Source organism: Microbulbifer sp. A4B17 (assembly GCF_003076275.1).
Lineage (GTDB): Bacteria > Pseudomonadota > Gammaproteobacteria > Pseudomonadales > Cellvibrionaceae > Microbulbifer.
The window spans coordinates 1,462,418-1,476,268 of record NZ_CP029064.1 but is presented as its reverse complement, the minus strand read 5'-3'; the positions used below and the strand labels follow the sequence as shown (position 1 = coordinate 1,476,268).

Annotated in this window: 9 protein-coding genes and 1 pseudogene; 3 read left to right on the top strand and 7 right to left on the bottom strand. The window is 46.4% G+C overall.

Going from position 1 to position 13,851, the window contains the following annotated elements:
- Positions 1-13: 13 nt before the first annotated feature.
- The 5 genes from BTJ40_RS06515 to BTJ40_RS22465 form a co-directional block, all read right to left on the bottom strand.
- Positions 14-925: a transglutaminase family protein gene (locus BTJ40_RS06515; protein WP_108732326.1), complete on the bottom strand. Its 912-nt coding sequence runs from the start codon at positions 923-925 to the stop codon at positions 14-16.
- A gap of 12 nt (positions 926-937) precedes the next feature.
- Positions 938-2,194 carry an HlyD family efflux transporter periplasmic adaptor subunit gene (locus BTJ40_RS06510; RefSeq protein WP_108732325.1) on the bottom strand — a complete coding sequence of 419 codons (1,257 nt, stop codon included), beginning with the start codon at positions 2,192-2,194 and terminating at the stop codon, positions 938-940.
- 22 nt (positions 2,195-2,216) lie between these two features.
- Positions 2,217-4,415, bottom strand: a complete 2,199-nt coding sequence (locus tag BTJ40_RS06505) for a type I secretion system permease/ATPase (RefSeq protein WP_238152151.1) — start codon at positions 4,413-4,415, stop codon at positions 2,217-2,219.
- Positions 4,412-5,842, bottom strand: a complete 1,431-nt coding sequence (locus tag BTJ40_RS06500) for a TolC family outer membrane protein (RefSeq protein WP_238152150.1) — start codon at positions 5,840-5,842, stop codon at positions 4,412-4,414. The genes BTJ40_RS06505 and BTJ40_RS06500 overlap by 4 nt, the downstream gene beginning before the upstream one ends.
- Positions 5,843-5,985: 143 nt before the next feature.
- Positions 5,986-6,429 carry a hypothetical protein gene (locus BTJ40_RS22465; protein ID WP_192879436.1) on the bottom strand — a complete coding sequence of 148 codons (444 nt, stop codon included), beginning with the start codon at positions 6,427-6,429 and terminating at the stop codon, positions 5,986-5,988.
- Positions 6,430-6,465: 36 nt separating this feature from the next.
- Here BTJ40_RS22465 and BTJ40_RS22460 point away from each other — a divergent pair, with 36 nt between their 5' ends.
- Positions 6,466-8,076, top strand: coding sequence for a hypothetical protein (locus BTJ40_RS22460; RefSeq protein WP_304598653.1), 1,611 nt, complete (start codon positions 6,466-6,468; stop codon positions 8,074-8,076).
- A 180-nt stretch (positions 8,077-8,256) separates the two neighbouring features.
- On the opposite strand, the pseudogene BTJ40_RS23055 reads toward BTJ40_RS22460, so the two are convergent.
- A pseudogene (locus BTJ40_RS23055) lies at positions 8,257-8,436 on the bottom strand (BapA prefix-like domain-containing protein); the annotation flags it as partial.
- A 275-nt stretch (positions 8,437-8,711) separates the two neighbouring features.
- On the opposite strand from BTJ40_RS23055, the gene BTJ40_RS06490 reads away from it, so the two are divergent.
- Positions 8,712-10,271, top strand: a complete 1,560-nt coding sequence (locus tag BTJ40_RS06490) for a carboxylesterase/lipase family protein (RefSeq protein WP_108732324.1) — start codon at positions 8,712-8,714, stop codon at positions 10,269-10,271.
- Between the two features lie 10 nt (positions 10,272-10,281).
- On the top strand, positions 10,282-10,830 hold the full coding sequence (locus BTJ40_RS06485) for a histidine phosphatase family protein (protein ID WP_108732323.1): 549 nt from the start codon (positions 10,282-10,284) through the stop codon (positions 10,828-10,830).
- A 42-nt stretch (positions 10,831-10,872) separates the two neighbouring features.
- Here the strand turns inward: BTJ40_RS06485 and pepN are convergent, their stop codons facing one another.
- Entirely contained in the window at positions 10,873-13,524 is a 2,652-nt protein-coding gene (pepN, locus tag BTJ40_RS06480) for an aminopeptidase N (RefSeq protein WP_369974272.1), read from the bottom strand.
- Positions 13,525-13,851 lie beyond the last annotated feature (327 nt).

Below are 13,851 nucleotides of genomic sequence, written 5' to 3'. Positions count from 1 at the left end.
ACAATTTAAGTCGCTATTGCAGAGTCCACGCAATAGCGACATTTGTTTTCCCGACATGCTCTCGAAAGTCTTTTGGCCATAAGTTGGACCACACCCAGGTAAAATCCCTTGTAAGTGTTATTTTACTTAGTTTTCCCCTACCAAACCCGTAACCAAATCGAGACTTTTGAGCCAGATTTGGGTCAACAGGCATCCATCGGCCATTCATATATACTTCGGCTGCATGATGATTTGGCTGTTTAAATTTCTTTCTCTTGGTGAAAAGAAATTCAGAAGTTACTCTTGCCGGATATCCCATCGAACGAGCCAAGGCTACAAATAACGCAGCATATTCAGTACAATCTCCCTCCCCAGATTCGAGTCCGGCGAGTGCTCCTTTGGTAGGCTGAACCTTGTAATCGATAACAGCCTGTGGCAATAAAAATGCAGCCCTTAACCGACCTTCATCATCGGTAAAAGTATTTTGTATACCCGTTGACAATTTTCTTATTGGCATGGAGTCCGACTCAATATATTTAGCCGGCTCCAGGTAATTACTAGCTGGGAAAGGTTCCCGGCCACGAGAGATTTGAGAATAATCATAAGAGGTCAAGAGAAGGTCGAAATGAATCACTCGTTTCACAGTCTTCCCAGCAGGAATGTCCAGCTTAAATTCTAAGTATTTTGAATCTCCTCTTTTATGGTTTTTATATACCATTTTTTCTTCGTAATTATACCTTACGTTTTTTAATGATTGCTGCAAACCGTTTTCTACGGGCATAGAAATCCTATGCACATACCCTAAAACATCATACTCAGAACGGTTCTCTACAGTAACTTCTGCAGTTAGAGTAACTTTTTTACTATCTGCTACAGCACTCCGCCAAAAGCCAAGCGCCCCAAAGATAATACAAAACACAGTTAAAAATAATCTATTAAAGACCACTGTTTTCCACCACTACCTTTCCCGCAGAGCCTCGCTGGCTTTATTGATAGGTTTAATTAAGTAATCAAAGATTGTTTTTGAACCGGTCTTAATATCCACTGTTGCAATCATACCAGGGACTATTGGAAATTTTCTCCCCATCTTATTAATCAAAGAATCCTTTTCCGTAAGGATAAATACACGATAGTAATATTCACCTGGTTTGATTTCATCCTGTATAGTATCAGGAGATATTGTCGTTACCTCACCATCAAGGCCACCATAAATTGCATATTCATAAGCAGTTATTTTTACTTTGGCTGCCTGTCCAGGACGAATAAAAGCAACATCCCGAGGTGAAATCTTGGCTTCGATTAAAAGTTGGTCATCTAGAGGCACAATCTCCATAATCTTACCGTTTGGAGGAATTACACCTCCTATCGTGGTAACTTCGATAGCCTTAACTATACCCCTTACCGGAGATTTATGAGTTAGTCTCGTTAATGAGTCGGATCGACCCTCTACCACGGATGAAAGGGCTTCAACTTCAGCACTAAAATTTGCCAACTCCTCACGTGCTTTTACCATATATATAGATTGAATTTCATTAATCTTTGTTTCAAGTTCTGATTTTTGTCTCTGCAAGCGCAAAGCGTCAACACTACTGGCCGCACCTGATTTCACCAGAGAGTTGGTTATTGCCAGTTCTTTATTTACCAACTCCAACGTCTCCTTCGACCCTTTGAGAGACTCAGCTAAGCCTCTTTGTCGCGTATCAAAAAGTTTTTTCTCTTTAGCTATCAGTTCTGTATACTGGGAAAGTTCCTCTGGGAAGCTAACTGGTTTCTTATTCACCTCTGCACTCAAACGCGCTACGCTGGCTAGCGCCGCCCGATAACGAGCTGAGATTTCTTCCACATTTGAGCGTAATTTAGTAGGGTCCAGCTGAGCTAATACCTCTCCCTTTTCAACAATATCGCCTTCAGAAACTTTAAGATCCGCTAGTATTCCGCCTTCCAGTGACTGAATAATCTGTGAGCGTGATGTGGGAACGACTTTACCACTGCCGGATGAAACCTCATCAACTTTAGCAAAATATGACCAAGTGATAAGAGCAGCAAGCAAGAAGAAGAATACCCAAACTATTCTCCCAGAGCGTATCAAAGATGCATCATCAACATCCTCTCCATACTGTTTTTCATCGTCCTGGGAATCAATATCCAGAAGTGCTACGCGTTTTGGCTCACGCCGGGGATTTGATATTAAGTCGGAACCATCGGGAAATGACATCGTAATTTCTCCAACCTACTATCTAGGAAACTTTTTCACCCTTCTTAGTATCTTTTGGCCGGGATAGAATCGATAAGGCTTTTTCTTTCGGTTCATCCAATGCAATCCGTCCGCCATCCAACACAATTATTCGCTCTGCAAAACTCAGGATGCTGGTCCTATGAGTTGCAATAACCACTGTTCTCTCGGCGCTCCACTCTGATAATGCATGGATAAACTGTTTCTCAGTAGCTTCATCCAATGCAGAAGTAGGTTCATCTAGCAAAAGCACGTTAGGTTGACGCAAGAGTAACCTGGCAAGAAGCAATGATTGTTTTTGTCCCCCAGAAAGGCCATGGCCACCCTCCTGAATCAAACATCCCAAGCCTTTTGACAGTTTACTGACAAAGGGCTTGGCACCACTCATCTCTAAAGCCCAGTATATTTCTTCATCACTGGCATAGGGTGCACCTAAAACAAGGTTTTCATAGATAGTGCCGTGAAAGAGTCCAGTTTTCTGGCTCAACAAAGATACATCCCGCCTGACGTCAGCGGGATCAATATGTGCAAGGCTTACATCATCCAGCCTCAATTGACCCCGAGAGGGCTCAATGTAACCAGACATTGCATGTAAAAGGGTCGATTTGCCAGAGCCATTTCGGCCCAAAATAGCAACTCTTTCCCCTTGTTGAATCTTTAATTCGGGAATGACTAAAGCAGGTTCAGATGTATCATCTCCATAATTATAAACAGCCTGCCTGAAATGATAATTTCCCTGAATAGATGACTTTTGTACCTTTTTTTCATCTTCCGGGTTATCAACTGGTAGCTGCATTATTTGATCAATTCCCTTCATTGCAAATCGGGCTTGCTGCCAACGGCTTAATACCTGAGTAATATTTGCCATCGGAGACATCATCCGTGAACCAAGAATTGAGGCTGCAACCAGCGCACCGGTAGTCAAATCCCCTACCATTACCATCGGCGCCCCAACAAGCACAATAACAGCAAAAACAGATGATTGAACGTTATGTGTCCAGCTCAATAATAATCCCACCAGATAGCGCAATTTTAAGCTGGACTCTGCGGTTACTGCGTTGAAGTGGTTCCACTGCCCCTGGAAACGCTGCTCCGCCTGCATTGCTTTAATATCTTCCAGTCCTTGAACTGTTTCAATAAGCATCGCATTTCGAAGAGCGCTCTCTTTGATTGATTCCTTAGATAACGTTGCGAGCCTTGGCTGAAGGAGTAGCCCGGGTATAATTAATAAGAAAACCGCAATTAGAGGTATGATTGCAAGACTCCCTGCAATCCACCACATAACAAACAAAAAGAGGGCAAAAAAAGGTAAATCAGCAAGGGCCAAAACAGTAGTCGATGTAAACAGCTCCCTTACTCGCTCAAGGTCCCTGATTTGCGATATAAAACTACCTGTCGATTTTGGCCTTGCTTGATCTTTTATCCTAATAGCATGACCAAACACAAGATCAGACGTACGTATATCGGCGCGTTTTCCCAATAGATCGGTCACCCTGATCCGCATAGTTCGCATAATAAAATCGAAAATAATGGCAACAACAACACCACTAAAAAGCACATAAAGGGTGGGTAAGGATTCTGCTGGTATCACCCTATCATAAACCTGTTTCGTGAAGACAATACCTGCCAGTGCCAAAGAGTTAGCCACTGTTGTCGCAATCATTACATGAAAGTAAGGCTTCAAGTCTCGGAGAATAATTCGGCGAAACCAATGCTTATCTCCAGGCTTTACATATTCATCTACACGGGAATCTGTTGCTGTCCGCCTTGGGCGGAAAATTGCTAGACTCAGGATGTTGTTCTTTAGCTCATCCAGGAAAACACTACTTTTTAACCCTGCATCTCCGCAGTATGTAACGCTCAACTGTCCCTCTTTAGAGACTGACTCTATTACAACTAATTGTCCGTCGATCATTTGGGCAACTATGGGAAGGCGCCAAGAGTTAATGGCAGATTCACTGAATGGGCAGAACTTTACGGTAAGTCCAGCTTGACGTGCCATCTGCCGGACAACACTTTCAATTGAGGTGCAACCTCCCCAGTTTCCTGCGATTCGCACTCTTTCAGAGGAGCAATCAACACGATAATGCCGAGCGATGGAAATAATCGCTTCACACCAGGGATTGAAATCAGCCGAAGAGTTTGTCGCATTTATAGCTGGCTTATCATCATCGTCAATACTATTTAATTGATCACCGCTCAAGGCAACACCTCCACGCCCTGAATCTCAGTCCCATCCAGCTTGAATGCTTCACGCAGCCCACCACGACTATGTAAGCAGTCTATTTTCAATAGATGCAGGTCGAAAATCGTATTATTTTTTTCCTGCCGTGCCAGATGAAGCTCCTGCTCTGAATTTAACAAATCAATAAGAGTTCGGGTTCCGAGAGTGGCATATTGTTGCTTGTAAAGGTCTCTCGTCTCAGCAATTGCACTTTCCCTGGCACTCAATGCACTCAAACTACGCATAAGCCCTTCAGCCTCTTCCTGCGCCTCACGATATTTCTGGGTCACAGATAGCTGCGCAGTATCCCTTGCAGCATCAGCTGACAGGAGAGCATAATTTGCCCCTTCCCGACCTGCAGATATCCTCCCTCCCTGATAAATAGGCATGGAGACGTTAAAAAAGATTGCTTTTTCGTTTTCATTTAGCGCATTTGCATCGACATAATTTTGATCCAAATACTGATTTACATTGCCGTCCAGAGTAAAAGTCGGCCACGTATTTGCTTTCGCCGACTTTAATTGCGCTTCAGCCTCAGCTCTAGAAGCTTCAGCAATAAGCACATCCGGCACCGACATTAAATTAAAAGACTCGACATCACACGCTTGAGCTACATCCTCAGGAACGTACATAGTCACTCTAAATGGAGATCGGAAACCAGTAAGATTTTGAAGAGTACTTCTCCATCGGCGCAACAGAGCTTCTACCTGTTGCTTTGAAGCTTGTGCTGCATCAACCCTGGACTGCGCCTGTAGAACATCTGAACGAGAGCTAACCCCTCGCTCTTTTCGAATTTGTACAAGTTGGGCTATTGCTGAAACGCCATGAATTTGTGCGTCAGATGTAACAAGCAACGACTGATATCTCTGAACTTCAATTGCGGCTTTTGCAGTTCTTCTAGCAACTTCATCTATAGATTGGAGAACTTCAGCCTGAGATCGTTGTACACCAGCTTTTGCAAAATCCACGCTACTGGATACTTTGCCAAAGTCGTACACCATTTGCGATATATTTACCTGGAATGCGTGGCCATCCCCATCACTTTTGTATTCAGAATCATGGCCCGCCACGATACCAGCACTTAGCTGGGGGAAATAGCCAGATCGAGCAGCCCGAACACCCTGTCGTTGTTGATATAGATTTCCTATTGCTTCTGCAATTAATGGGTGCCATCCCACTGCTCGATGCACCACTTCAAGCATATTGAGTTCATTTCGGTTAATTCCCTCCTCATAATCTCGGAAGGATAATTGCTTTAATGGATCATTAATCTCCAGATCCATATTACTTGGACTAATAACTTCAGTAGCGGACGACGAACTAAAAATATCAGCATCAGCTATTAGCGCCCAAAATACCAAAATAAATGCAAATGGCATTTTCCATAGTTGTTTAAACACTTCCACTATGTTCACTTATCAATGATTACTGGATGTTAAACACTCTATCGTCGCTTGCATTGACGGTTTAGTAGAGTGGCTACAAAAGTCTAGCCAAAAAAAACCGGGCCTTACGGCCCGGTAATTAAGTTAATTTTAAGCTTTCTGATCTAAGTGTCATTCAAGCCATTTTGCTGCCACATATCTCCGACAGGATCTTCCGGAACTGCTGCACTGTCAGTTGCAGCCAGCACCCCAATATCACCTGTTGCCTCACTAGAATTCAGGCTGGTATTTGTACCCACCTCATCTCCAGCAGACTCGAATATTTGAGCATCACTGCTCTCAGACTCGAATAGGTCATCAAGGTCTAAGCCGGAACCACTATCCAGCATATCAACGCTCGTTTCAGCAGTAACGTCGATATCCAGAAGGCCGTCTAGTCCGTCGGCGGAACCTTTACCGATATTGATGATAGTGATGTCAATATCGATATCAATGCTTATGTCGATGTCGATATTTATATCGATGTCTACATCAGCGTCGGCATCGGCATCGGCATCGGCATCGGCATCTCCGTCCGGTTCCCAAGTGAATAACGGATCTGCCAACATATCTCCGTCGCCACCCAGAGTCGCTACATCACTTCCATGAAGCGCGCTCTGCTCGTGCGGGTGATGTCCGATATTGATAATGATGATGTCGACGTCGATATCAATATCAATGTCGATATCAATATTTATGTCGATATCTACGTCGGCGTCCGCATCGGCATCCGCGTCAGCATCGGCATCGGCATCGGCATCCGCATCGGCATCGGCATCCGCGTCGGCATCCGCGTCGGCATCCGCATCTGCGTCAGCATCGGCATCGGCATCGGCATCGGCATCGGCATCGGCATCGGCGTCAGCATCCGCGTCGGCATCGGCATCGGCATCGGCATCCGCGTCGGCATCCGCATCCGCATCCGCATCCGCATCAGCGTCAGCGTCCGCATCGGCATCAGCGTCGGCATCCGCGTCAGCATCGGCATCGGCATCGGCATCGGCATCGGCATCGGCATCGGCATCGGCATCCGCGTCAGCATCGGCATCGGCATCCGCATCGGCATCCGCATCGGCATCCGCATCGGCATCCGCGTCGGCATCCGCGTCGGCATCCGCATCTGCGTCAGCATCGGCATCGGCATCGGCGTCAGCATCCGCGTCGGCATCGGCATCGGCATCGGCATCCGCGTCGGCATCCGCATCCGCATCCGCGTCAGCATCGGCATCGGCATCGGCATCGGCGTCAGCATCGGCATCGGCGTCCGCGTCGGCATCCGCGTCGGCATCGGCATCGGCATCCGCGTCGGCATCCGCATCTGCGTCAGCATCGGCATCGGCATCGGCATCGGCATCCGCGTCGGCATCTGCGTCAGCATCGGCATCGGCATCGGCATCGGCATCGGCATCGGCATCGGCGTCAGCATCCGCGTCGGCATCGGCATCGGCATCCGCGTCGGCATCTGCGTCAGCATCGGCATCGGCATCGGCATCCGCGTCGGCATCCGCGTCGGCATCGGCATCGGCATCCGCATCGGCATCGGCATCGGCATCGGCATCCGCGTCGGCATCCGCATCTGCGTCAGCATCGGCATCGGCATCGGCATCGGCATCGGCATCGGCGTCAGCATCCGCGTCGGCATCGGCATCGGCATCGGCATCGGCATCGGCATCCGCGTCGGCATCGGCATCCGCGTCGGCATCCGCGTCGGCATCCGCGTCGGCATCGGCATCCGCGTCGGCATCTGCGTCAGCATCGGCATCGGCATCGGCATCGGCATCGGCATCGGCATCGGCGTCAGCATCCGCGTCGGCATCGGCATCCGCGTCGGCATCCGCGTCGGCATCCGCGTCGGCATCGGCATCCGCATCTGCGTCAGCATCCGCGTCGGCATCCGCGTCGGCATCGGCATCCGCGTCGGCATCGGCATCCGCGTCGGCATCCGCGTCGGCATCGGCATCCGCGTCGGCATCGGCATCGGCATCGGCATCGGCATCGGCATCGGCATCGGCATCGGCGTCAGCATCCGCGTCGGCATCGGCATCGGCATCGGCATCGGCATCCGCGTCAGCATCCGCGTCAGCATCCGCATCGGCATCGGCATCGGCATCCGAATCCGCGTCAGCATCAGAATCGGGTATAAAGAATTGATCGCCATCATCATCATCGTCATCACTAGCAGCGATAGCGATGACAATAACGCCAAGGGCAATTAATGCAGGAATCCACCAAGAAACACCAGGGTTAACTGGTGCAGGCGCAGGGTAAGATGCGCCGCCAGCTGCAGCAAAGGCAGAGATTAAATCTCCATTAGAGGCTAACATGAGGGGCTCTTCAGCCCCGGTCAGCACCAACTCACTATGGTCACCATCTTCGTCTAACAGGTAGAACCCTGAAATAATGATGATCTGACCAGATTTTAAAACAATAACGAGGTCTACTCCGTCCTTGGAAAAAGACGCAATTTCCTCTGGATCTGCGGGCATTTCGACTAGACCAGGAGAGGTCAGAGTTAGCCCCTCCAACGATCGCTCATCGATCGAGCCCGTGGATTTGTCAAAGATTTTCGCAATCATGCTCTCACCAACTTCAAACGGTGCAACTTCCTAAATACACAGTTCATGGCCTGAGCTTAAAGACGGAAAATACCCCACTTTGAGCCCATCCGTGACTAGATTCACTAATACATTGCCTTACTAATTTCCCTCCATAAAAAAACAATTACGCCAGTACGTTTTTACGCGCACTACTTTTGTATGGACGTAATTCAAAACCTTTTCAAGGAAGAGTTAGGCAGCATTAGGGGAAAAACAGTTTTCGCGCTAACTTCAGTAAGATTAGGAAGTTACAAATGACTACAGACCCGGAAATTGGCAGGCACTTAAACAAAAATCCGACTCCAGTTGTTGATACGCCTGCCGGGCCAATTATCGGAACCACAGATGAAGAGACTGGCGTATATAAGTTTTTAGGGATTCCATACGCCCTACCTCCCGTGGGAAATTTACGGTGGTTACCACCGCAAGAATTAAATAGTTGGAACAACCCATTTCATGCACACAATTTTGGTTCTCCAGCAGCGCAAAATTCATCGACCCTTATGGAGGTTCGCGACCAAAATGGAAATCTTCCAGAAAAGGAGGAGTGCCTCTATTTGAATGTGTTCTCGCCGGCGATGTCACAAGGAAAGAAACTGCCTGTCATGTTTTGGATTCATGGTGGATCTTTCTACATGGGATCAGGATGTCAGAATATTTACAATGGTAGATACCTAGCAGCCAGCAGCCGGGCTATTGTCGTCACTATCAACTATCGTTTGGGCGCACTAGGGTTTCTGCGTTTAAAGGATATCAGCGATATACCCTCTACTGGCAATGAAGGTCTTCTAGATCAAATAGCCGCCTTGAAATGGGTGAGAAAAAATATATCTGCATTTGGTGGGGATCCCAATAATATTACGCTCTTTGGTGAATCGGCTGGGGCAATGAGTATTGCCTCCATACTTGAGATACCACAATGTAAAGGCCTAATACGACGCGCTATTATTCAGAGTGGACACCCAAGAGCGGCTCATTCCCAGCAGAGTGCCAATATTGTTGGCAAAACTTTTATTCGCCACTTGGAGAAGATCTCTGGCGGCACCTCATTAATGAATTGTTCTCCAAAACTTCTCCTGAACGCCCAGAAAGAAATACTTTCAGACACATCAATGACAGCCAAATGGGGGCAACTCCCCTTTAAGCCTGTTGCAGACGAAGAGCTTTTTCTTGCCAAGGAAGAACTCACCTGTACCCATGGTACAACTCTCCTACTAGGTAACAACTTGGAGGAGTGGAACCTTTTCAGTGCGATCAACCCCGAAAGCTTTACCCTTGACTACCGGCAAATTTGCACCCATTTAGAGTGGCTCATCCCTGAATCTGAATTAAAGCCCCTACTTAGTCATTACTACCAATTAGCAAAAAAAATGACAGACAACCCCTGGCCAGAATGGAGCCGAGCCTGGAACCTGCTTCTCACAGACATGGTATTTACCTTACCGGGACTGCGGCACCTACAAAACCATCAAGGGGAGAACTTTCACTATCACTTTGCACAACCACTTGCGGCTCAGCCCCTATTAGGAGCCTGTCATGCCGTTGAACTCGGTTATGTATTTGGTACCCATAGCGATCAATCACTACAAGCCTTATATGGTGCTGAAGAAAATCCCCAAATATTGAGCGCCTCAATGCAACAAGCTTGGCTAAATTTTGCTGAGACAGGAAACCCTGGCGATAGCTGGCCCGAATTTTCTGGTAAACACAGCAAGCGATTTGGCAGTCACCCCTCAGCCAGATCGTTTAACTCCCCAGAGCTTCTCAGTTTATGGCAACATATACCCGACGATATATTGAATGGTTATCTTTAGGTCGGCATAAATGGCAAAAATTTTTTTAATCAGGCATGGGGAAGCAGCTAAAGGGGTATACATCTCTGACCCAATACTTACAGATGAGGGTAACCGGCAAGCAGAAGAGCTTGCCTTGAAACTCTCCACGCTCAAGAAAGTTCAATTAATCAGCAGCCCAAAACTACGCGCCCAACAAACAGCCAAACCCTTGGCCAAAGTTTGGGATATAGAGATAGTGATTGAAAATGCAGTAACAGAGATACCCACTCCAGAGGACATCCCCAGTACCCAGCGCCTGTCCTGGTTACGAACACTGCTTAATGGAAGATGGGACCCTTTTGATAGGGAGCAAATGAACTGGCGTGATGGCATTATCAAATATTTGGAAAGCCTTTCTGAGGACACCATAATATTCTGCCATTTTATGGTCATCAATTCAGTAGTGGCCCATATCCGAAAACACCAAAAAGTACAACAATTCAGGCCTGACTATACATCAATTACAGAGCTCTATAATGATGGAACCCAGCTACATTTAATTCAGCTGGGCAATGAAAAAAGCAACGAAATCCTCTAAAATTCTGGGGCATGCTCTGCATACCCCGATCAAGCAATCGTTTTAAATCAGGCTCTTACTGACCACCTCAAACAAGTCCTTAGATAAATCCTCTGAGTCAGAAATTTTTTGCAGAGCGGCTCTCATTTTACCCCCCAAGTCCCCAGAGTATTTCTTCCAGCGTGTGATCGGTATAACCATTCTTGCGGAAATCTGTGGATTGAGTTTATCCAGCGCGAGAACCTGCTCAGCAACAAACTCAAATCCGCTACCATCCTTCTTATGGAACTGCTTAAAGTTGCGATTGGCAAAACCACCAATTACCGATCTAACTTTATTGGGATTCTTCATTTCAAAAGCGGGATGCTGCATAAGTGCACGGACATTTTCCAATGTACCACGTTTCGGACTGCAACTCTGCTGACTCAACCATAACTCTACGACTTGAGTATCAGCTTTCCAGCGTTCATAAAACTCCCTAATTAAATCTTGAGCACGCTTCTCCGCTGCATGATTAATAATAACAGCAAGTGCAGCTGCACTATCTGTCATATTGCCAGCCGTTTCAAACTGGGTTTGGGCTATATCTAACGCGTCCTCAGTCTCCGTAACACACATATAAGATAGACAGGTATTTTTCAGACGCCGTTGTGCGATATCCGATGCATTAGGGCTATAGGTCTTATTCGTGTTTAACTCCAGATAGCGTTTGTGGAATTCGTCAAATAATTCGACCGCAATTGCTTTCCTAACGAATTCCCGTGCAGCAATAATGGCCTCAGCATCAATAGAAGAGGATTCTTCTGCAATAAATTGCTCACTAGGTAGCTGCAAAATCTCTGCAACTAGTGCAAGGTCAAGTTCTTTGTCCTGTAAAACTTCTCTATAAGCGCTGATTAGACTTGCTTGAACCTGCAGTTCTTCTCCCTTACGGAAAGTTGCCTGAAGATCACTCAAGGCATTTAATGCTAAGCGCTGGCTCGCATCCCATCGATTAAATGTATCCGTATCCTTTCTCATTAAAAACAGGAGTTGCTCAGTACTGTAGTCGTAGCGTATTTTTACTGGAGCAGAAAATCCTCTTAATAACGAGGGTAAAGGTTTCTCTGCAAGCCCGGAAAATTCGAAGACTTGCTCATTCTCTTTCAGCTGTAAGACTGTTTCAGTATCACCCTGCTCATTAATTGCAAGATCAGCACCATCGGCCCCCAACAATCCAATTTTTATCGGTAGATGAAATGGTAGTTTCTCTTCTTGACCTGGCGATGGGGGACAGGACTGGCGAATAATCAGCCTATATTTACCTTTCGATTGATCAAAGCTATCTGTCACATCGAGAACTGGTGTACCCGCTTGGCTGTACCAATTACGGAATTGCTGTAAATCAACCTGATTAGCGTCTTCCATTGCCCTTACAAAATCTTCACACGTTACCGCATAGCCGTCGTGGCGCTCAAAGTAGAGGTCGCTTCCTTTACGAAATCCTTCGGCTCCTAAAAGGGTATGGATCATCCTCACCACTTCTGCACCTTTTTCATAGATGGTCAGGGTGTAAAAGTTTGTAATTTCTATATAAGAGTCTGGCCTGATAGGGTGAGCCATAGGTCCAGCATCTTCAGCAAACTGCGCAGTGCGCAACAGGGAAACATCTTCTATGCGCTTAACAGCTCGGGAGTTGAGGTCTGCAGAGAACTCCGCATCGCGAAATACAGTAAAGCCTTCTTTTAAGCTTAACTGGAACCAATCACGACAAGTAACCCTGTTACCAGACCAGTTGTGAAAATACTCATGTCCAACAATTGACTCGATACTCTGAAAAGCTGAGTCCGTCGCTGTTTCTGGGCTGGCGAGCACACAAGCTGAATTGAAGATATTCAACCCTTTGTTTTCCATGGCCCCGACATTGAAATGATCAACAGCAACCACCATAAAAATATCCAGATCGTATTCTCTTCCGTAGGTTTCTTCATCCCAACACATTGCATTTTTAAGGGAACGCATAGCATGATCACACTTCCCAATATTTTTCGCTTCAGTAAAGATCTGTAACTTTACCTTTCTCCCAGAAGTCGTTGTGAAGCTGTCTTCAACATATTCTAAATCTCCTGCTACCAGCGCAAATAGATAGGCCGGCTTGGCAAAAGGATCTTCCCAAGTCACAAATTGACGACCATCCTCATATAAGCCTCTCTCAATTTCATTGCCATTGGAAAGTAATATCGGATGGTCCATCGGCGCCACAATTGTGGTTTTAAATTTGGACATAACATCCGGTCGATCGGGATAGAAAGTGATTTTTCTAAATCCTTCAGCTTCACACTGGGTACAATACATATCATTGGAGAGGTATAACCCTTCTAATGAGGTATTCTCCTCAGGCTTGATACGATTATGGATCTCCAACTGAAATTCTGATTTCTCTACAGGGATAGACAGGCCTTCAGGTAAAACCTGATATTCAGATGTAGACAACAAGGTCTCATCCAAAGAAACTGAAAGTAATTCTAGATCGACACCATCCAGTAGTAGGGGCGGCAAGCCTGAACCCGCTTGCGGATTTCTACGAATACTTAAGCGAGATTTGACCAAAGTTGCCTTGGGTTCCAGCTCAAAATGTAAATCAGTAGCATCCACCAGGTAATCTGGTACTTGATAATCTTTAAGGTAAATGGCCTCTGGCTGGCTGTCTTTCATTATTGAAACATCCTCAGTCATTATGTGCCCTTCCAGAGCAATAGGAATTCGACTAATTGGGGGAATCTCACCTGAAATACTGTCGATGAACTGAACTCAAAATACTACTCCGGGCTAGAGTTCCCTATCACCCAACTTAAAAACCGGACTATAGCCGCCTAGCTCATTTGGTTCCATGTAAAGGACACAAGTTATTTGCGTTACTGCTTGTTCATAGCCCTTACTTTACTTGCTATTGCCGTGCCTGCTTCCGCTGCGAAGGCGAAAACGTCATTGAAAAATCACTGACAAAATAAAAACTATCAGAAACCACAACTTGATATTGAAAACCTATTTAAAGATTCGGTC